The sequence below is a fragment of the Limnohabitans sp. TEGF005 genome (assembly GCF_055394835.1).
In genome coordinates, this window is sequence record NZ_AP029226.1 from 1,272,375 (window position 1) to 1,291,372 (window position 18,998).

The window sequence follows — 18,998 nt, forward strand, 5'->3', positions numbered from 1 at the left end:
ATGAACAAGCAAGTTGTCGGGCCTTTTTTTGGGCGCAAGCGCCCGTGTTGATGTCTCGGGTTGATCATTCCAACCCACTTTCGGTAACGAAGTAAGGCTCATTCAGAGCCTGGAAAGTGGCAGTATTTATGGAGTTTTTCATCATCTCCATGCTCAACGGTCTCAGTTACGGACTGTTGCTCTTCATGCTCAGCTCCGGGCTGACGCTGATTTTCAGCATGATGGGTGTGCTCAATTTTGCGCACGCCAGTTTTTACATGGTCGGGGCCTATTTCGGTCACACCCTGACCGGCTGGATCGGTTTTTGGCCGGCACTGTTCATCGCGCCCTTGTTGGTGGGCGCTTGTGGTGCCTTGTTTGAGCGCATCACCTTGCGCAAAGTGCACCCCTTCGGCCATGTGCCCGAATTGCTGGTGACCTTTGGCCTGTCTTATGTCGCACTCGAACTCGTGCAACTGGTTTGGGGCCGCACAGCGGTGGAGTTTCCGCCGCCTGAAATTTTGCGCAGTTCAGCCTTTACCCTGATCAACCACTCGGTCAATGGACTGAGCGTGGTCTGGGGTACCGCCACGGCCGATGCTTGCGTTGCAGCCGATGCCGCCATTCGCGTGGTGTGCTCGCCGTTTCCAGCTACCCGTGGCTTCATGATGCTGGTGGCTTTGTTGATGCTGTTGTCCTTGTGGCTGTTGCTCACGCGCACCCGCATTGGTCTGGTGATTCAGGCTGCCTTGACGCACCCTGAAATGGCCGAATCGCTTGGACACAACGTGCCGCGTGTCTTCATGCTGGTGTTTGGCGCAGGCACCGGGCTTGCGGGCTTGGCCGGCGTGATTGGTGGCAGCACTTTTGTGACCGAACCGGCCATGGCCGCCACGGTCGGCTCCGTCATCTTTGTGGTGGTCGTCGTGGGGGGCATGGGTTCTTTGTCAGGGGCCTTCCTCGCGTCCGTCCTGATCGGTGTGATCCAGACCTTTGCGGTGGCCATTGACTATTCGTTCTTGACGCTGGCCAAAGACATGGGCTGGGCCTTGTCTGCCGCCACGCAAGACAATTCGTTTGCCAAACTCACGCTGTCGCAGGTCGCGCCCATCTTGCCGTACCTGTTCCTGGTGCTGATTCTGATCTTCCGGCCCAAGGGTCTTTTGGGCACACGCGAGGGTTAAGACATGGCTGCTGTTTACAAATTCAAACCCTACAACGTCGGTCGCTGGATCATCTGGAGCGCATTTGCAGGAATCTTGCTGATGGCACCGTTGGTGTTCACCAGCAACCTGTCGACCACCATGCTGGCCCAGATGGGCATCGCCATCATCGCCTGCCTGTCCTACAACATGCTGTTGGGGCAGGGCGGCATGCTCAGCTTTGGCCATGCGGTCTACACCGGGCTGGGCTCATACATGGCCATTCATGCACTCAACGCCGTAAGCGGTGGCAAATTGCACATTCCGGTCAGTGTGCTGCCCATTGTGGGTGGTCTGTCCGGTATGGGCTTTGCAGTCTTGTTGGGGTGGGTGACCACCCGCAAATCGGGCACGCCGTTTGCCATGATCACGCTGGGTGTGGCCGAGCTGGTGTTCGCCATGTCGCTCATGTTTTCCGAGTTTTTCGGAGGCGAAGCTGGTGTCTCGGGCAACCGGGTGGCGGGTGAGGCTTTCTTTGGCATCACCTATGGCCCGCAAATTCAGGTTTACTACCTGATCGCGGCCTACACCTTTGTGTGCGTGGCCTTGATGTACGCCTTCACCCAAACGCCGCTGGGGCGCATTTTGAATGCGGTGCGAGACAACCCCGAACGCGTGGAATTCATTGGCTACAACACCCAGCGCGTGCGCTACATCGCGTTCATCATCGCGGGCTTTTTTGCAGGCATTGCGGGGGGCTTGGGGGCACTTAACTTCGAAATCGTGACCGCCGAGGTGGTGGGGGCAGGGCGCTCAGGGGCTTATTTGCTGTTCACCTTTTTGGGCGGCGCGACCTTCTTCTTTGGTCCGATCATCGGTGCCATTTTGATGATCATCGCCTTCGTGCTGTTGTCCGAGCTGACCAAAGCCTGGCTGCTTTACCTGGGTCTGATCTTTTTGTTCATGGTCATGTACGCGCCTGGCGGCATTGCCAGCCTGATCATGATGAACCTGCGGGTGGCCAAATTTGGCAAGCTGCGCCAGATCTGGACCAGTTATCTGGGGCTGGGCCTGACCGCCTTTGTCATGTTGGCCGGGGCGGGCGCGATGATCGAAATGGTCTATCACCTGCAGCTCAATTCGGCATTGGGTGACACGGTCAAGTTCATGGGGGCCACACTCAATGCCAAAGGCCTGGACAGCTGGTTTGGCTGTGCCTTTGTCATGTTGACCGGCTTGGGCTTGTTCGAGTTGTCTCGCCGTCAGTACATGACCGAGTGGGGCGAGATTCAGACCGAGATCGAAAAAGAAATCAAGCGCCGGGAGACTGCAGTATGAGTACGACCTACGCATTGGAGCTGAAAGACGTTCGCAAAAATTTCGGCAAAACCGAAATCATCCGGGGCGTGAATTTGGCCGTTGAGCCTGGTGAACGGGTGGCCGTGATTGGCCCGAACGGGGCGGGCAAGTCCACCTTGTTCAACCTGATCAGTGGGCGCTTTGGTCCGACCAGTGGTGACATTCTGTTGAATGGCCAACGCATTCAGCACAAGACGCCTTACGAGATCAACCGCATGGGCTTGGCGCGGAGTTTTCAGATCACCAACATCTTCCCGAAGTTGAGTGTTTTTGAAAACCTCCGCTGCGCGGTGCTGTGGAGCCTGGGCTACAAATACACCTTCTTCAAATTCTTGTCTGGCCTGAAAGACGCCAACGAGCGTGCAGACCAGCTGTTGGAGATGATTCGTTTGGACAAAAAACGCGACATCCTGGCCATGAACTTGACCTACGCCGAGCAACGCGCCCTCGAGATTGGCGTGACGATTGCGGGCGGTGCCGATGTGATTTTGCTGGACGAACCCACCGCTGGCATGAGCAAGAGCGAAACCTCGCGATTTATTCACCTGATCAAGGAAGTCACCGTGGGCAAAACCTTGTTGACGGTGGAGCACGACATGGGCGTGGTGTTTGGGCTGGCCGACAAGATCGCGGTGGTGGTTTATGGCGAAGTGATCGCTTTTGACACACCCGAGGCGGTCAGGGCCAATGCCAAAGTGCAAGAAGCCTATCTGGGCTCATCCGTAGCTGACAGCCAGGCAGGAGGCCATTGATGTTGCATATAGACAACCTTCACGCCTATTACGGCAAAAGCCATGTGTTGCACGGCGTCAGCTTCGATGTCGGCCAAGGCGAGATTGTGGCTTTGCTGGGCCGAAATGGTTCAGGACGCTCGACCACCGCCAAGGCCATCATGGGTCTGGTCGATTGCCAGGGCCAGATCGACTGGAACGGTCAGCCCATTCAGGGCAAGAAAGCCTATGAAATTGCCCATTTGGGTATTGGCTATGTGCCTGAAAACCGGGACATTTTTCCCAAATTGACGGTGCATCAAAACCTTCAGTTAGGGCAAAAGCGCAGTGGCAAAAATGGCCGCTGGTCTTTTGAAGACATGTATGCCATGTTTCCGCGTCTCAAAGAACGTGAGCACACCGAAGCCGGGGTTTTGTCGGGCGGGGAGCAGCAAATGCTCACGCTGTGCCGAACCCTCATGGGCGACCCTGATCTCATCATCATCGACGAGCCGACCGAGGGTTTGGCCCCCAAGATTGTTGAGTTGGTCGGCCAATACCTTGAGCAACTCAAGAGCCGGGGCATTTCCGTATTGCTCATTGAGCAAAAACTCACCATTGCCATGAAAATTTCAGACCGCGCCTTGGTCATGGGTCATGGCAGCATCGTCTTTGAGGGCACGCCCCAAGCCCTGCGCGAGAACACGTACATCCGCAAGGAATGGTTGGAGGTCTGAAATCCGTCCCAATTGAGACAGTGCACGCTGTCTTTTGTCTGTTCAGCCACTACAATCTTTCAAAAACGAACGGTCGTTCTTTTTTGCCCCCCGCTTTATTTCACGCAAAGGAAGTGCAGCATGACAGCTGAATACAAAGTTCACGGAGACGTCGCGGTCATCACCTTGATGAACCCGCCCGTCAATGGTTTGGGTCTGTCGACCCGTGTCGGCATCACCGATGGCCTGGAAAAAGCCAACAACGATGCCAGCGTCAAAGCGATCGTCATTACTGGCGGCGGCAAAGCCTTTTCGGGCGGCGCAGACATCCGCGAATTCGGCTCGCCCAAAGCGATCCAAGAGCCGAATTTGCTGAGTGTCATCCGTGCTTGCGAGAACTCGGCCAAGCCTGTTGTGGCTGCCATCCACTCGGTCGCCATGGGCGGCGGTTTGGAGTTGGCTTTGGGTTGCCATTACCGCATTGCAGCCCCTGGCACCAGCATCGCGTTGCCTGAAGTCAAGTTGGGCTTGATTCCTGGTGCCGGTGGCACGCAGCGTCTGCCTCGCGTCATTGGTGTCGAAGCGGCACTCAACATGATCGTCAGCGGCGAAGCCATTAAGAGCGAGATGCTGGCCATGTTGCCTGGCCAAAAGCTGTTTGATGCCATGGCCCAATCGGTCGATAGCTTGCCTGAAGAAGCGCTGGCCTTGGCCCGCAAAGTGGCCTCTGCCCACGCCGACGGATCGCCGTTGCCACTGGTGCGCAACCTGCTTTGCAAGCACGCGCAAGGCGATGCCTACTTTCAGTTTGCGCGGAACATGGTCAAAGGCATGGCCAAGAACCTGCCCGCGCCTGCCCAATGTGTCGATGCCGTAGAAGCAGCGACCACCAAAAAGTTTGAAGATGGCATGGTCTTCGAGCGTGAAATTTTCATGAATCTGATGCTCACGCCGGAATCGCGTGCGCTGCGTCACATTTTCATGGCCGACCGTGCTGCCAGCAAGATTCCGGACGTGCCAGAAGACACGCCCAAGCGCGAGATCAAATCGATTGCCGTGATTGGTGCAGGCACCATGGGCGGCGGTATCTCGATGAACTTCCTCAACGCAGGCATCCCCGTCAAGATGCTGGAGATGAAGCAGGACGCGTTGGACCGCGGCGTGGCCACCATCCGCAAGAACTACGAAGCGCAAGTCAAAAAAGGCAAGCTCAAGCCTGAAAAATACGATGAGCGCATGGCGCTGTTGTCGACCACTTTGAGTTACGACGACATCGGCCAGGCCGATCTGGTGATCGAAGCTGTTTTTGAAGAAATGGGCGTGAAAGAAGCCGTCTTCAAAGAGCTGGACCGTGTGATGAAGCCCGGTGCGATTTTGGCGTCCAACACCTCCACTCTCGACGTGAACAAGATCGCCTCGTTCACCAAGCGTCCCCAAGACGTGGTGGGCATGCACTTCTTCAGCCCCGCCAACGTGATGAAGTTGCTGGAAGTGGTGCGCGGCGCCCAAACTGGCAAAGACGTGTTGGCCACCGTGATGGCCATCGGCAAGAAGATCAAGAAAACCTCGGTGGTTTCCGGCGTGTGCGATGGCTTCATCGGCAACCGCATGATCGAGCAATACAGCCGTCAGGCTGGTTTCCTGATCGAAGAAGGCTGCACGCCAGCGCAGGTCGACAAAGCCGTTGAAAAGTTTGGCTTTGCCATGGGGCCGTTCCGCATGGGCGATTTGGCAGGCAACGACATTGGCTGGGCGATTCGCAAGCGCCGCTACCAGGAAAAGCCCAACCTCAAGTACAGCAAAACCGCTGACTTGCTCTGCGAGATGGGCCGTTATGGCCAAAAAACCGGCGCGGGCTGGTACGACTACCAAACAGGCAAACGCGATGCAATTGCCAGCACTGTGGTGGTCGAGATGATCGAAAAACACCGTGCCGCTTTGGGCATCACGCCCCGCAAGATTTCAGACGAAGAAATCGTGCAACGCCTGGTGTTCTCGCTGGTCAACGAAGCTGCCCACATTTTGGAAGAAGGCATTGCCAGCAAGGCCAGCGACATCGACATGGTTTACCTGACGGGTTACGGCTTCCCGCTGTGGCGCGGCGGCCCCATGATCTACGCCGACACACTCGGCCTGTTCAATGTGGCCGAAGCCATGAAACGCTTCGCCAAAAATCCGCACGACGACGCCCAGTTCTGGCAACCCGCTCCGCTGATTCAGCGCTTGGTGGCCGAAGGCAAGACATTCAACTGATTTTTTAATTTTCGAGGGGCTGGATCGTGTGTTCGGTCCCTCACATGAAAGGTTTTCATCATGACGAATGTAGTCATCGTTTCTACCGCACGCACCCCACTGGCCAAGAGCTGGAAGGGCGCTTTCAACATGACCCACGGTGCCACATTGGGTGGCCACGCTGTGCAACACGCCGTGGCCCGCGCTGGCATTGATGCAGCTGAAGTCGAAGACGTGATCATGGGTTGCGCCACACCCGAAGGCGCTACGGGTGCCAACATCGCACGCCAGATCGCCCTCAAGGCCGGTCTGCCGATCTCGGTGTCGGGCATGACCGTGAACCGCTTTTGCTCTTCGGGTCTGCAAACCATTGCTTTGGCCGCGCAGCGCATCATCGCGGGCGAAGGCCAGGTTTATGTGGCGGGTGGCGTCGAAAGCATTTCTTGTGTCCAGCAAGAAATGAACACGCACATGATGCGTGACTTGGCGCTGGCCAAGCAAAAGCCCGAGATTTACTGGAACATGCTGCAAACAGCCGAACAAGTTGCCAAGCGCTACAAGATCGGTCGCGATGTGATGGACGCTTATGGCGCAGCCAGCCAGCAAAAAGCCTGTGCCGCACAAGCTGCCGGTTTGTTCAACGACGAAATCGCCCCCATCACCGTCACGCAAGGCGTGATCGACAAGGTCATGGGCATGACCACCAAACAAGTGACCGTGAGCACGGACGAAGGTCTGCGCGAAGGCACCACCGTGGAAGGTATCAGTGGCCTGCGCTCGGCACTGCCCGGCGGCTTGGTCACGGCAGGCAACGCCAGCCAGTTCTCGGACGGTGCAGGCGCTTGCGTGTTGATGGATGAAAAGCTGGCCGAGCAACGTGGCCTCAAGCCACTGGGTCGATTCCTTGGTTTTGCCGTGGCCGGTTGTGAGCCTGACGAAATGGGCATTGGCCCTGTGTATGCCGTGCCCAAAGCACTGGCGCGTCTGGGCCTGACGGTGCAAGACATCGACCTGTGGGAACTCAACGAAGCCTTTGCTGTGCAAGTGCTGTACTGCCGCGACAAGCTGGGCATTCCGGCTGACCGCTTAAACGTCAACGGCGGCGCGATCGCTGTGGGGCACCCTTACGGCGTGTCGGGCCAGCGTTTGACAGGTCATGCCTTGATTGAAGGCAAGCGCCGTGGCGCCAAGCGCGTGGCGGTGACCATGTGCATTGGCGGCGGCATGGGTGCTTGCGGCATCTTCGAAGTGCTGTAAGCACACCGCTTTGGCTGTCGCTCAGATGGCTGATGTGATTCAGGGCAGAGGGCATGATGACCTCTGCCTTTTTTTTGTGTGGGAGGCCGCTCCTGCGGCCTGAGGATTGGCGAGCAGGGGCTCGCTCCCACAAGAATCCACGTTTTGAAAGTTCGCTGCCATGAGTTTGCGTCCCACCGTTGATTTTTTGCTGCACGACTGGCTGAAGGTCGAGACCCTGCAAAGCCGCGAACGCTTTGCCGACCATTCGCGCGAAACCTTTGATGCGGTGCTTGACACCTGCGAGCGTATCGCCCGTGAAAAGTACGCTCCCTTCAACCGCTTGGTGGACACACAAGAGCCGCAGTTCGATGGCGAAAAAGTCATCCTTCCGCAAGCCACCCACGATGCGTACAAAGCCTACGCCGAGTCCGGCATGTTGAGTGCGGCACAAGACTACGATGTGGGCGGCATGCAGTTGCCCTACACGGTCGAAGCTGCTGCCAACGCTTTTTTTGCCATGGCCTCGGTCAGCATCGGCTCGGGCATGTTGACCAGCGGCAATGCCAATTTGCTGATGGTGCATGGCACCGATTTGCAAAAGCAGGTGTTTGCGGCCCATGAATTTTCGGGTCGCTTTTCGGGCACCATGTGCTTGAGCGAGCCGCAAGCCGGATCGTCGCTCAGCGATGTAACCACCCGCGCCACACCGGACGGTGAGGGCTTTGAGGCCGATGCTTTGGGGCCACGCTACCGCCTCAAGGGCCACAAGATGTGGATCTCGTCGGGCGAGCATGAACTGTCGGAAAACATCATCCACCTGGTGCTGGCCAAGATCCCTGACGCGAATGGCCAACTGGTGCCCGGCGTCAAGGGCATCTCGCTGTTCATCGTGCCCAAAAAAATGGTGGACACGCAGGGGCAATTGACGGGTCAGCGCAACGATGTGGCGCTGGCGGGCCTGAACCACAAATGCGGCTGGCGTGGCACCACCAACACGCTCTTGAATTTTGGCGAGGGCAAATACCCGGTGGCCTCTGCGGGCTCAGCACAAGCAGTGGCCGGGGCTGTGGGCTATCGGGTCGGCAAACCGGGCGAAGGCCTGCGCTGCATGTTCCACATGATGAACGAGGCGCGCATCGGCGTGGGCATGGCCGCCACCATGCTGGGCATGGCCGGTTATTACGCCAGCCTTGATTACGCCAAAAACCGCCCGCAGGGCAGGCCCAGCGGGGCAGGGGGCAAAGACGCCAGCCAGCCCCAAGTACGCATCATCGAACACGCCGACATCAAGCGCATGCTGCTGGCCCAAAAATCTTACTCAGAAGGCGCATTGGCCTTGGCTTTGTACAGCGCCCGCTTGGTCGACGAACAGCACACCGGCAACGCCGAAGACGCCGATGTGGCGCGTTTGCTGTTGGAGGTGCTGACGCCCATCGTCAAGAGCTTCCCCAGTGAATGGTGCCTGGAAGCCAACAGCATGGCGATCCAGATCCATGGCGGCTACGGCTACACCCGCGACTTCCCGGTGGAGCAGTACTGGCGCGACAACCGCCTGAACATGATCCATGAGGGCACACACGGCATCCAGGCCATGGACTTGCTGGGCCGCAAGGTGTTGATGGAAAACGGTCGGGGCTTGCAACTGCTGGCAGAGCGCATGCTGGCCACTGCCGCCAAGGCCGAAGCGTCATGGGGACCCGAAGCCGCCGCGCTGCGCGATGCGCTCAAACAAGTCGGGCATGCCACCGAGCAAGCCTGGGCTGGGGCCGAACCTGCGCAAGCGTTGGCCAATGCCGTGCCGTATTTGCAGGCCTTTGGCCACACCGTCATCGCCTGGATCTGGCTCGATGTAGCGTGCCTTGACGGCGATACGACCCCCGCAGCCCAAGGCCGGCGCGCGGCCTGCCGCTACTTTTACCGCTACGAACTGCCCAAGATCGGCGCCTGGCTGCGTGTGGTCAGCAGCCGCGACCCGACTTGCGCTGAACTGCCTGAGGAGGCATTTTGATGATCCGACACATCGTGATGTGGAACCTTCACGACCACGCCGAAGGGGCCGACAAATCGGTCAATGTGGCCAAAGCCAAAGCCCTTCTTTTGTCGTGTGCCAAGGTGGTGCCCGGCATCCAGACCTTTGAAGTGGCCACCGCCACGGCGGGCATGGACTGCACCAACGATTTGGTGCTGCACATGTTGCTCGATGACGCGCAGGTGCTAGCGGCTTACCAGAATCACCCCGATCATCTGGCCATCAAACCCTTCATGAAAGCGGTCGTCAAAGAACGGCGCTGCATGGATTTCACCACCGAATAAACGGAGACCTTACATGGCACGCACTGTTCAACAACTGTTTGACTTGACCGGGCAAGTGGCCTTGGTTACCGGCGGCTCTCGCGGCCTGGGCTTGCAAATGGCCCACGCCCTGGGTGAGGCTGGCGCCAAGGTCGTGCTCAGCTCGCGCAAGGCCGCTGACCTCGAAGAAGCTGTCGCCGAGCTGCAAGCCGCTGGCATCGATGCCCGATGGATTGCTGCCGATTGCGGCAAGGAAGAAGACATTCGCCGTCTGGCCGCCGAGACCTTGGAGCGCATGGGCCAGATCGACATTCTGGTCAACAACGCGGGGGCCACTTGGGGTGCCCCTGCCGAAGACCACCCGGTTGAAGCCTGGGACAAGGTGATGAACCTCAACGTGCGCGGGTATTTCATCCTGTCGCAAGAAGTGGCCAAGCGCAGCATGATTCCACGCGGCAAGGGGCGCATCTTGAACGTGGCGTCCATTGCCGGTCTGGCGGGCAACCCTTCAGAGATGAAAACCGTTGCGTACAACACCTCCAAGGGCGCGGTCATCAACTTCACCCGCGCCCTGGCGGGTGAGTGGGGCGAGCACGGCATCACCGTCAACGCCATTTGCCCGGGCTTTTTCCCCAGCAAAATGACCTATGGCCTGCTGGAAAAACTCGGTGCCGACAAGCTGGCCCAAGGTGCGCCACTGCGACGCCTGGGCGATGACGAAGACCTCAAAGGGCTTGCGCTGTTGTTTGCCTCCGACGCTGGCAAACACATCACGGGCCAGTGGATGGCTGTTGATGGTGGCGTGAGCGCCATCATTGGCGGTTGAGCCTTCACCGAGGTTCCGCATGAGCATCCCCTTCGGCGCACACATTCCCTTTGTAGACCTTCTGGGCTTCACCCTCGAAAAATTCGAGGGTGGCCACTCCGAGCTGCATTACGCGCCTGCTGCCGAACACCAAAACTCGTTTGCGGTGACGCACGGCGGCGCAGTGATGAGCTTGCTCGATGTGGTCATGGCCACCGCTGCTCGCAGTGTGGACCCCGACATGGGCGTGGTCACCATCGAAATGAAAACCACATTCATGCGCCCGGCCAAAGTTTCGGGCCTTGAAAAGCTGGTGGCCAAGGGCGCACTTTTACACCGCACGCGCAGCATGGCTTTCACAGAGGGCCGTGTGTTTGATGCCCAAGGGCAACTGTGCGCTCACGCCACAGGCACTTTCAAATATGTGGCCCGCCGTGAGGCGTCAGCACCCTCGACCGATTGATTTTTTACATTGACTTATTTCTGGAGACAAACATGACCCTCAACCACCAAATCGTTCTCGACAACCGCCCTCAAGGTGAGGCCACTGTGGCCAACTTCAAACAGGTCGCAACGCCTGTTCCTGCTTTGCAGGATGGCCAAGTGCTCGTGAAACACCACTTCATGAGCTTGGACCCTTACATGCGCGGCCGCATGAACGAGAGCAAAAGCTACGCCGTGCCCCAGCCGCTGGGCGAGGTCATGATCGGCGGGACCGTGGGCGAGGTGGTGGACAGCTGCCACCCCAAATTCAAGGCAGGTGACCCAGTCGTGGGCATGGGGGGCTGGCAGGAATACAGCGTCGTTGATGCCAATGTGTTGGGCGCCTTGCGCAAGGTGGACACCACCCATGTGCCCTTGTCGCATTACCTCGGCGCGGTCGGCATGCCGGGCGTGACCGCTTGGTATGGCCTGGTGAAAATCATCGCACCCAAAGCAGGCGAGACCGTGACCGTGAGCGCGGCCAGCGGTGCTGTGGGCAGCGCTTATGGTGCATTGGCCAAAGCACGTGGCTGCCGTGTGGTGGGCATTGCAGGTGGCAAAGACAAATGCGATTACGTGGTCAACGAATTGGGCTTTGACGCCTGCATCGACTACAAAGAGCACAAGGACTACATCTCATTGTCCAAGGCATTGCGCGAAGCCTGCCCGAACGGCATTGACGGCCATTTTGAAAACGTGGGTGGCATGGTGCTGGATGCGGTGATGTTGCGCACCAACGCCTTCGCCCGCATTGCGGTCTGCGGCATGATCGCGGGCTATGACGGTGCACCACTGCCCATGGCCAATCCGGCCCTTATCTTGGTGAACCGCATGAAGATCGAAGGCTTCATCGTCAGCGAGCACATGGAAGTCTGGCCCGAAGCACTGCAAGAGCTGGGCACCTTGGTTGGTACAGGCAAACTGCGTCCGCGCGAATCAGTGGCCCAAGGTTTGGCTGCTGCGCCTGAGGCGTTTTTGGGCCTGCTCAAGGGCAAGAACTTTGGCAAGCAGCTGGTCAAACTGATCTGAGGCCAGCCACATGTCCGATCTGATCCTGCACCACTACCCGACCTCGCCGTTTGCCGAAAAAATCAGGCTGATTTTTGGCTACAAGCAATTGGCCTGGAAGAGCGTGTTCATCCCCATGATCATGCCCAAGCCCGACCTGACGGCGCTGACTGGGGGCTACCGCAAAACACCCGTGCTGCAGGTGGGTGCCGACATTTATTGCGACACCGCGCTCATTTGTGATGTGCTGGAGCACATCGGCCCCAAGCCCACGATTTACCCTGACGCCGTCAAAGGCGCTGCGCGCATCGTGGCGCAATGGGCAGACAGCGCCTTGTTCACGGCCGCTATGGCCTACAACTTCCAGCCCGCAGGTGTCGCGCAGGTGTTTGCAGGTGCCCCCGTTGAAAGCGTTCAAGCCTTTGTGGCCGACCGGGGTGCCATGCGCGGCGGCGCAGCCCGCATGGCGTCTGCAGACGCCGCAGCCACCTACAAAAGCTACTTGCGCCGCTTGGCCAACATGCTGCACGGACAAGATTTTTTGTTCGGTGCACAGCCCTGTGTGGCCGACTTTGCGGCTTACCACCCCCTTTGGTTCACGCAGGAGCGCACGCCTGCCTTGGCCGGTATTCTGGACGCCACACCCGAAGTGAAAAGCTGGATGGCCCGCATGCAAGCCATCGGGCACGGCACGCCGGGCAAATGCAGTGCTGAACAAGCGCTGCAAGTGGCCCAAACATCCACGCCTGCATCTTTGCAAGGCGAGGTGTTCCAGGATGAGCACGGCATCGCGCTGGGCAGCGCCGTGGTGATCGCCGCCGACAACTTTGGCCTAGAGCCGACCGAGGGTGAGTTGGTCGCAGCCACCCGCACCCGTTACACCTTGAAACGCAGCGATGAACGTGCAGGCACTGTGCATGTGCATTTCCCACGCGTGGGCTTCACTTTGAAAAAGGCATCAGCATGATCGAGAACTTCAAAGGCAAAACCGCCGTCCTGACCGGTGCGGGCTCGGGCTTTGGTCTGGAATGTGCCCGCATTGGCGTCAAACTGGGCATGAACCTTGTGCTGGTCGATGTGCAGCAAGACGCGCTGGACAAAGCCGCTGCCGAGATGACCGCCCAAGGCGCGCAGGTGCTGGCACGCCAAGTCGACGTTTCCGATGCGGTGGCCATGGCGCAACTGGCTGCCGACGTGAAAGCGCGTTTTGGCGCACCGCATTTGGTGTTCAACAACGCGGGCGTAGGGGCAGGGGGCTTGGTTTGGGAAAACTCGGTCGCCGACTGGGAATGGGTGCTGGGCGTCAACCTTTGGGGTGTGGTGCATGGCGTGCGCTTGTTCACGCCCATGATGCTCGAAGCAGCCAAGGCCGATCCAGCGTACCAAGGGCACTTGGTCAACACCGCCAGCATGGCGGGTTTGCTCACGCCGCCCAATATGGGCATCTACAACGTCAGCAAACACGCCGTGGTGTCATTGACTGAAACGCTTTATCAGGATTTGAAGCTGGTCAGCGATCAGGTCAGCGCCAGTGTGTTGTGTCCTTACTTTGTGCCCACCGGCATCAGCCAGAGCCACCGCAACCGACCCACCGAACTGGCCGCTGACAAGCCCACCGCCAGCCAGTTGATTGGCCAGGCCCAGAGTGACAAAGCGGTTGGCAGCGGCAAGGTGTCAGCAGCCGATGTGGCGCAAAAAGTGTTTGATGCCGTGGCCAGCGGTCAGTTCTACATTTACAGCCATCCGCAGGCACTGGGCAATGTGCAAAGCCGGATGGAGGCCATTGTTCAGGGTAGCAACCCACCCGACCCTTTTGCCGCCAAACCAGAAGTGGGCGAGGGCCTGCGCCAAGCCTTGCGCAGCATTTGATGCCCACAAAGCCTTTGAGCCCCCACGCGGACAGCGTTGGGGCTTAAAGGCTGGTCAGTGAAAGTGGCCTTCAAAGCAATGGCGAATTTCGTGACCGAGCGCCACATGTGAGGTTGGGTTGCCCGTGACGATCACGCATTCTTTTTTATCGACCTGCCAGACCGCGCACGCCACGGGTGGGGTGAAGTAAGCCTGCTCACGGCCCATGCCAATCGACCGTGCACAGTACTGGGCGACATCGTTTCGGATTTCCCAGCGCACAGTGACCTCTTTCATGATTCGCTTTTCTGGCGATTTAGGCGTGAAATTTTCATATTCCTCAGGTGGAATCACACCGCCACCCAGGGTTTGGCAACCTGTCAAAACGACCATGAACATCCCTGCTAGGGCCAAGCAGCCCGCGCGTTGTGCCTTGCGTACTATTTTTTTAAGCGTCAAATTCATCAATCACTCCTTTTTGACAATTGTTTTATCAATTTGTAGTTAGTTTATGTTTTTGATGGTTTGACGTCAATGATTTTGATGAATTATTTGTTTTATTTGTTTTTCAAGGATTGATGCGCGCGAAAATTGAGAATTACAACAAGCGTCCTGATGGCGGTTTGTGACACAGCGCTTGTGGCAAACTTGCCCGCTTTCCCCTCTAGATGTGACCTGAGACATGCAGAAAATCCTGGCCCAACTGGCCGCAGAAATCCGTATCCGCCCTGACCAGGTCAAAACCGCTGTGGACTTGCTTGATGGCGGGGCCACCGTCCCCTTCATCGCCCGTTACCGCAAAGAAGTGACCGATGGGCTGGACGACATCCAGCTGCGTGAACTGGAAGCACGTTTGGCATATTTGCGTGAGCTCGAAGACCGCCGCGCTGCGGTCATCAAAAGCATCCAAGAGCAGGGCAAGATGACGCCCGAGTTGTTGGTCGCCATCGAGGCGGCCCCCACCAAACAGGAACTGGAAGACATTTACCTGCCCTTCAAACCCAAGCGCCGCACCAAAGGCATGATTGCCCGCGAAGCCGGACTGGAGCCCTTGGCCAACATGTTGTTTGCCAACCCCATGCTCGATCCGCACGCCGAGGCGCTGGCTTTTGTGCTGGCCGCTGGTGCGATTGAAGGCGCGGACTTCACCACCACAGCCGCCGTGCTTGATGGCGTGCGCGACCTGCTGAGCGAGCGCTGGGCCGAAGACGCCTCGTTGGTGCAGACCCTGCGTGAATGGCTGTGGCACGAAGGCCTGTTCAAAAGCAAGCTGTCTGATGGCAAAGACGAGAACAACGCGGACGTTTCCAAGTTCCGCGATTACTTTGATTACGACGAGCCGATTGGCCGCGTGCCCTCGCACCGGGCTTTGGCGGTGTTTCGCGGTCGCGCTTTAGAAATGCTGGACGCCAAGCTGGTGCTGCCTGTTGAACCTGAGCCCGGCAAACCCAGCATCGCCGAAGGCAAGATCGCCATGCACTTGGGCTGGAGCCACGCGGCCCGCCCCTCGGACGACCTGATTCGCAAATGCGTGGCCTGGACGTGGCGCGTGAAATTGAGCCTGTCCACCGAGCGCGACCTGTTTACCCGCCTGCGCGAAGACGCCGAAAAAGTCGCCATCAAGGTCTTTTCTGACAACCTGCGCGATTTGTTGCTGGCCGCCCCCGCAGGCCCCCGCGTGGTCATGGGCCTGGACCCAGGCATCCGCACGGGCGTAAAAGTCGCCGTGGTCGATGCCACCGGCAAGCTGGTCGACACCTCGACCGTCTACCCGCACGAGCCCCGCAAGGACTGGGATGGCTCGCTGTTCACCCTGGCCAAGCTGTGCGAAAAGCACAAGGTCAACCTGATCGCCATCGGCAACGGGACCGCCAGCCGCGAAACCGACAAACTGGCGGGCGACCTGATCAAGCAACTGGCCCGTCTGCAAGGTGGCGCTGAGATTCAAAAAGTGGTGGTCAGCGAAGCGGGCGCTTCGGTCTACTCGGCCAGCGAATTTGCCAGCCAAGAAATGCCCGATGTGGATGTGAGCCTGCGCGGCGCCGCCTCGATTGCCCGCCGCCTGCAAGACCCGCTGTCTGAACTGGTCAAGATCGACCCCAAAGCCATTGGCGTGGGCCAATACCAGCACGACGTGAACCAAAGCGAGTTGGCCAAAACCTTGGATGCCGTGGTCGAAGATTGCGTGAACTCGGTGGGCGTTGACCTGAACACCGCCAGTGTGCCGCTGCTGTCGCGCGTGTCGGGGCTGTCTGGCAGCGTGGCCAAGGCGGTGGTGCGCTGGCGCGATGCCAACGGCATGTTCAAGACCCGGCAAGACCTGCTCAAAGTCACGGGCTTGGGGGCCAAAACCTTTGAACAAAGCGCGGGCTTTTTGCGCATTCGGGGGGGCGACAACCCCTTGGACATGACCGGGGTGCACCCTGAAACCTACCCTGTGGTCGAACAAATCATCGTCAAAACGGCCAAGCCCATCCAAGAGATCATGGGCCGAGCCGATGTCTTGAAAACCCTCAAACCTGAGCTGTTCGCCAACGATAAATTCGGCACCATCACCATCCAAGACATCTTGGGTGAACTGGAAAAACCGGGCCGCGACCCGCGCCCAGACTTCAAAGTGGCGCGTCTGGCCGATGGGGTGGAAGACATCAAGGACTTGAAAGAAGGCATGACGCTCGAAGGCACCGTGAGCAACGTGGCCCAGTTCGGCGCATTCATCGATTTGGGCGTGCACCAAGACGGCTTGGTCCATGTGAGCCAATTGGCCAACAAGTTCGTCACCGACGCGCGTGAGGTGGTCAAGACCGGCGACATCGTCAAGGTGAAAGTGCTCGAAGTGGATGTGGCCCGCAAGCGCATCAGCCTGACCATGAAACTCGACGCGGCCCCTGCACGGCGCGATGGGCCAAGGGACAACAAGTTTGAAGGGGCAGGGCGAGACAACCGCCAGCGTGGGGCAGGATCGGGCGCTGGCGGCTACACCTCGCCACCGGCAGCCGGTGCCGGCTCGGCCATGGCCAGTGCGTTTGCCAAGCTGCAGGGGTTGAAGAAGTAATCACCATGCAAGCCCTCCACATCCACGCAGGCCCCAAGGCCCTGGCCCACATCCGTGAACACGGTCTCAAGCCGCAGCACATTGGCGTCATTCCGGGGGCAGCCGGTGGGCCGAAAGGATTGATCCTCGGGCCCTTGGACCGCTTCATTTTTGGCGAATGGCTTGCGCAAAGCAGCCAAAGTGTGGACCTGGTGGGCGCTTCAATCGGTGCATGGCGCATGGCCACCGCCTGCCTGAACGACTCAGTGGCGGCGTTTGCACGGCTAGAGCGCGACTACATCCAGCAGCACTACGAACCGCTGCCCGGCCAAAAGAGCGTGAGTGCGCAGCAAGTCAGCGATGCTTTTGGACAAAGCCTGCAGGCCTTTTATGGCGGGCGCATCCAAGAGGCGCTGAGCCACCCCCGCTTTCGGCTGCACATCATGACCTCGCACGGGCGGCATGTGCTGCACCGCGAACACCCCTTGGCCACGCCACTGGGGTATGCGGGGGCATTTTTGAGCAATGCCCTGAGTCGCCGCGCCTTGGGCGGCTGGCTGGAGCGGGTGGTTTTTTCTGCGCAAGGTGCTGCGCTGCCTTTTGACGCGCAAGATTTCCGCACCCTCAAGGTCGCCTTGACCGAGGGCAACTTCATGCCCGCGCTGCAAGCGAGCTGCGCCATCCCGTTTGCGCTGAAAGCCGTGCACGACATCCCCGGCGCACCGGCTGGCGCGTATTGGGACGGCGGCATCACCGACTACCACTTGCACCTGAACTGGACGGCACCCACGGCTGCACAGGGCCCCGAACGCGCCATCGTGCTGTACCCCCATTTTCAGAAAAATGTGGTGCCAGGATGGCTCGACAAAGCGCTCAAGTGGCGGCACGGCACCACCCCGTTTTTGGACAACACGCTTGTGCTGGCCCCCAACCCCGAATGGGTCAAAACACTGCCCAACGGCAAACTGCCCGACCGTCAGGATTTCATGACCTATGACCGCGATCTGGCGGGTCGGGTGAAGGTGTGGCAAGCCGCAGCCAGTGCGAGCCAGCAACTGGCGGATGAGTTTGCACATTGGCTTGCACGGCCCGATTTGAAGGACATTCGGCCCCTTTAACGGCTGTGTTGCCGTGCAAACGGCCTGTCAAATGGCGGGGCTGGGATAATCAGGGCATGCAACCCGATACCCCTTACCTCACCGCCGCCCTCTACAAATTCGTCGACCTGCCCGACTTCACCGATCTGCAAGGCCCTTTGCAAGCCTGTTGCGAGGCCAACGAGGTCAAAGGCACCTTGCTTTTGGCGCACGAGGGCATCAACGGAACGATCGCCGGGCCCGAAGTTGGCATACGCACGGTGTTGGCATTTTTGCGTGCCGATCCGCGCCTGGCCAGCTTGGTGCACAAGGAGTCTTGGAGTCCCAAGCCGCCGTTCACCCGCATGAAGGTCAAGCTCAAAAAAGAGATCGTCACCTTGCGCGTGCCCGAGCTCGACCCCAACAAGACCGTGGGCCAGTACGTCAAACCCGCCGACTGGAACGCCTTGCTGGCCGACCCGGACGTGGTCGTCATCGACACGCGCAACGACTATGAGGTGGCGATTGGCACCTTCAAGGGCGCGGTCAACCCGAACATCAAGAACTTTGTGCAACTGCCCGCCTGGCTGGACGCGCAGCCGCATTTGCAGGGCGACGCCGCCAAAAAGACCAAGGTGGCCATGTTTTGCACAGGCGGTATCCGCTGCGAAAAATCCACCGCGCTCATGAAAATGCGCGGCTTTGATGAGGTGTTCCACCTCGAAGGCGGCATCCTCAAGTATTTGGAAGAAATTCCGCCCGAGCAAAGCATTTGGGAAGGCGAGTGCTTTGTATTTGATGAGCGCGTGAGCGTAGGCCACGGTTTGGGCATGGGCAGTCATGATCTGTGCCGCTCTTGCCGCTGGCCGCTGAGCGAACAAGACAAGTTGTCGCCACACTATGTTTTGGGCGTCAGCTGCGAGCACTGCCATGACCAGCGCACACCCGAGCAAAAAGAAAAGCTGGCCGAACGCCAACGGCAAGTGGTGCTGGCCGAAGCGCGGGGCGAAATCCATGTGGGTGCCAAGATGCCCAGCCACGACGCGCCTTGAAACCGCCTTGAAACCGCCTCTTG

Annotated in this window: 17 protein-coding genes; 16 read left to right on the plus strand and 1 reads right to left on the minus strand. The window is 58.9% G+C overall.

Going from position 1 to position 18,998, the window contains the following annotated elements; genetic code table 11:
- Positions 1-128: 128 nt before the first annotated feature.
- The 13 genes from ACZ5RG_RS06100 to ACZ5RG_RS06160 all read left to right on the plus strand — a co-directional run bounded on the left by ACZ5RG_RS06100 (position 129) and on the right by ACZ5RG_RS06160 (position 13,834).
- Positions 129-1,163 carry a branched-chain amino acid ABC transporter permease gene (locus tag ACZ5RG_RS06100; protein WP_298596956.1) on the plus strand — a complete coding sequence of 345 codons (1,035 nt, stop codon included), beginning with the start codon at positions 129-131 and terminating at the stop codon, positions 1,161-1,163.
- A gap of 3 nt (positions 1,164-1,166) precedes the next feature.
- The gene (locus tag ACZ5RG_RS06105; protein WP_312260136.1) at positions 1,167-2,459 is read left to right on the plus strand and encodes a branched-chain amino acid ABC transporter permease; all 1,293 of its coding nucleotides are present in this window, start codon (positions 1,167-1,169) and stop codon (positions 2,457-2,459) included.
- The gene (locus ACZ5RG_RS06110) at positions 2,456-3,232 is read left to right on the plus strand and encodes an ABC transporter ATP-binding protein (RefSeq protein ID WP_019429002.1); all 777 of its coding nucleotides are present in this window, start codon (positions 2,456-2,458) and stop codon (positions 3,230-3,232) included. Before ACZ5RG_RS06105 ends, ACZ5RG_RS06110 begins: the two co-directional genes overlap by 4 nt.
- Positions 3,232-3,927, plus strand: a complete 696-nt coding sequence (locus ACZ5RG_RS06115) for an ABC transporter ATP-binding protein (RefSeq protein WP_298596840.1) — start codon at positions 3,232-3,234, stop codon at positions 3,925-3,927. Before ACZ5RG_RS06110 ends, ACZ5RG_RS06115 begins: the two co-directional genes overlap by 1 nt.
- A gap of 120 nt (positions 3,928-4,047) precedes the next feature.
- On the plus strand, positions 4,048-6,159 hold the full coding sequence (locus tag ACZ5RG_RS06120; RefSeq protein ID WP_464448036.1) for a 3-hydroxyacyl-CoA dehydrogenase NAD-binding domain-containing protein: 2,112 nt from the start codon (positions 4,048-4,050) through the stop codon (positions 6,157-6,159).
- A gap of 60 nt (positions 6,160-6,219) precedes the next feature.
- Entirely contained in the window at positions 6,220-7,395 is a 1,176-nt protein-coding gene (locus ACZ5RG_RS06125; RefSeq protein WP_019428999.1) for an acetyl-CoA C-acyltransferase, read from the plus strand.
- 160 nt (positions 7,396-7,555) lie between these two features.
- Positions 7,556-9,385 (plus strand): acyl-CoA dehydrogenase, encoded by a 1,830-nt coding sequence (locus tag ACZ5RG_RS06130; RefSeq protein ID WP_464448037.1) that lies wholly within the window; start codon positions 7,556-7,558, stop codon positions 9,383-9,385.
- Positions 9,385-9,690, plus strand: coding sequence for a Dabb family protein (locus ACZ5RG_RS06135; RefSeq protein ID WP_298596655.1), 306 nt, complete (start codon positions 9,385-9,387; stop codon positions 9,688-9,690). The genes ACZ5RG_RS06130 and ACZ5RG_RS06135 overlap by 1 nt, the downstream gene beginning before the upstream one ends.
- 13 nt (positions 9,691-9,703) lie before the next feature.
- On the plus strand, positions 9,704-10,495 hold the full coding sequence (locus ACZ5RG_RS06140) for an SDR family oxidoreductase (protein ID WP_298596657.1): 792 nt from the start codon (positions 9,704-9,706) through the stop codon (positions 10,493-10,495).
- A gap of 19 nt (positions 10,496-10,514) precedes the next feature.
- Positions 10,515-10,937: a PaaI family thioesterase gene (locus ACZ5RG_RS06145; RefSeq protein ID WP_298596659.1), complete on the plus strand. Its 423-nt coding sequence runs from the start codon at positions 10,515-10,517 to the stop codon at positions 10,935-10,937.
- Between the two features lie 32 nt (positions 10,938-10,969).
- Positions 10,970-11,986: an NADP-dependent oxidoreductase gene (locus tag ACZ5RG_RS06150; RefSeq protein WP_298596662.1), complete on the plus strand. Its 1,017-nt coding sequence runs from the start codon at positions 10,970-10,972 to the stop codon at positions 11,984-11,986.
- A gap of 10 nt (positions 11,987-11,996) precedes the next feature.
- A complete protein-coding gene (locus ACZ5RG_RS06155) occupies positions 11,997-12,932 on the plus strand; it encodes a glutathione S-transferase family protein (RefSeq protein ID WP_298596665.1) in 936 nt (311 codons plus the stop codon).
- Positions 12,929-13,834 (plus strand): SDR family oxidoreductase, encoded by a 906-nt coding sequence (locus ACZ5RG_RS06160; protein WP_464448038.1) that lies wholly within the window; start codon positions 12,929-12,931, stop codon positions 13,832-13,834. Before ACZ5RG_RS06155 ends, ACZ5RG_RS06160 begins: the two co-directional genes overlap by 4 nt.
- Before the next feature lie 54 nt (positions 13,835-13,888).
- Here ACZ5RG_RS06160 and ACZ5RG_RS06165 read toward each other — a convergent pair whose 3' ends face one another.
- On the minus strand, positions 13,889-14,110 hold the full coding sequence (locus tag ACZ5RG_RS06165) for a hypothetical protein (RefSeq protein WP_298596671.1): 222 nt from the start codon (positions 14,108-14,110) through the stop codon (positions 13,889-13,891).
- Positions 14,111-14,495: 385 nt separating this feature from the next.
- On the opposite strand from ACZ5RG_RS06165, the gene ACZ5RG_RS06170 reads away from it, so the two are divergent.
- The 3 genes from ACZ5RG_RS06170 to trhO are packed head-to-tail and all read left to right on the plus strand — an operon-like array spanning position 14,496 to position 18,975.
- Positions 14,496-16,868, plus strand: a complete 2,373-nt coding sequence (locus ACZ5RG_RS06170) for a Tex family protein (protein ID WP_464448039.1) — start codon at positions 14,496-14,498, stop codon at positions 16,866-16,868.
- A gap of 5 nt (positions 16,869-16,873) precedes the next feature.
- Positions 16,874-17,965, plus strand: coding sequence for a patatin-like phospholipase family protein (locus tag ACZ5RG_RS06175; protein ID WP_464448040.1), 1,092 nt, complete (start codon positions 16,874-16,876; stop codon positions 17,963-17,965).
- A 56-nt stretch (positions 17,966-18,021) separates the two neighbouring features.
- On the plus strand, positions 18,022-18,975 hold the full coding sequence (trhO, locus tag ACZ5RG_RS06180; protein WP_298596683.1) for an oxygen-dependent tRNA uridine(34) hydroxylase TrhO: 954 nt from the start codon (positions 18,022-18,024) through the stop codon (positions 18,973-18,975).
- Positions 18,976-18,998 lie beyond the last annotated feature (23 nt).

Excerpts from the sequence above, each read along its gene's own strand:
- ACZ5RG_RS06100 (WP_298596956.1), top strand. The coding sequence starts at position 129 with ATGGAGTTTTTCATCATCTCCATGCTCAACGGTCTCAGTTACGGACTG.
- ACZ5RG_RS06105 (WP_312260136.1), top strand. The coding sequence starts at position 1,167 with ATGGCTGCTGTTTACAAATTCAAACCCTACAACGTCGGTCGCTGGATC.
- ACZ5RG_RS06110 (WP_019429002.1), top strand. The coding sequence starts at position 2,456 with ATGAGTACGACCTACGCATTGGAGCTGAAAGACGTTCGCAAAAATTTC.
- ACZ5RG_RS06115 (WP_298596840.1), top strand. The coding sequence starts at position 3,232 with ATGTTGCATATAGACAACCTTCACGCCTATTACGGCAAAAGCCATGTG.
- ACZ5RG_RS06120 (WP_464448036.1), top strand. The coding sequence starts at position 4,048 with ATGACAGCTGAATACAAAGTTCACGGAGACGTCGCGGTCATCACCTTG.
- ACZ5RG_RS06125 (WP_019428999.1), top strand. The coding sequence starts at position 6,220 with ATGACGAATGTAGTCATCGTTTCTACCGCACGCACCCCACTGGCCAAG.
- ACZ5RG_RS06130 (WP_464448037.1), top strand. The coding sequence starts at position 7,556 with ATGAGTTTGCGTCCCACCGTTGATTTTTTGCTGCACGACTGGCTGAAG.
- ACZ5RG_RS06135 (WP_298596655.1), top strand. The coding sequence starts at position 9,385 with ATGATCCGACACATCGTGATGTGGAACCTTCACGACCACGCCGAAGGG.
- ACZ5RG_RS06140 (WP_298596657.1), top strand. The coding sequence starts at position 9,704 with ATGGCACGCACTGTTCAACAACTGTTTGACTTGACCGGGCAAGTGGCC.
- ACZ5RG_RS06145 (WP_298596659.1), top strand. The coding sequence starts at position 10,515 with ATGAGCATCCCCTTCGGCGCACACATTCCCTTTGTAGACCTTCTGGGC.
- ACZ5RG_RS06150 (WP_298596662.1), top strand. The coding sequence starts at position 10,970 with ATGACCCTCAACCACCAAATCGTTCTCGACAACCGCCCTCAAGGTGAG.
- ACZ5RG_RS06155 (WP_298596665.1), top strand. The coding sequence starts at position 11,997 with ATGTCCGATCTGATCCTGCACCACTACCCGACCTCGCCGTTTGCCGAA.
- ACZ5RG_RS06160 (WP_464448038.1), top strand. The coding sequence starts at position 12,929 with ATGATCGAGAACTTCAAAGGCAAAACCGCCGTCCTGACCGGTGCGGGC.
- ACZ5RG_RS06165 (WP_298596671.1), bottom strand. The coding sequence starts at position 14,110 with ATGAAAGAGGTCACTGTGCGCTGGGAAATCCGAAACGATGTCGCCCAG.
- ACZ5RG_RS06170 (WP_464448039.1), top strand. The coding sequence starts at position 14,496 with ATGCAGAAAATCCTGGCCCAACTGGCCGCAGAAATCCGTATCCGCCCT.
- ACZ5RG_RS06175 (WP_464448040.1), top strand. The coding sequence starts at position 16,874 with ATGCAAGCCCTCCACATCCACGCAGGCCCCAAGGCCCTGGCCCACATC.
- trhO (WP_298596683.1), top strand. The coding sequence starts at position 18,022 with ATGCAACCCGATACCCCTTACCTCACCGCCGCCCTCTACAAATTCGTC.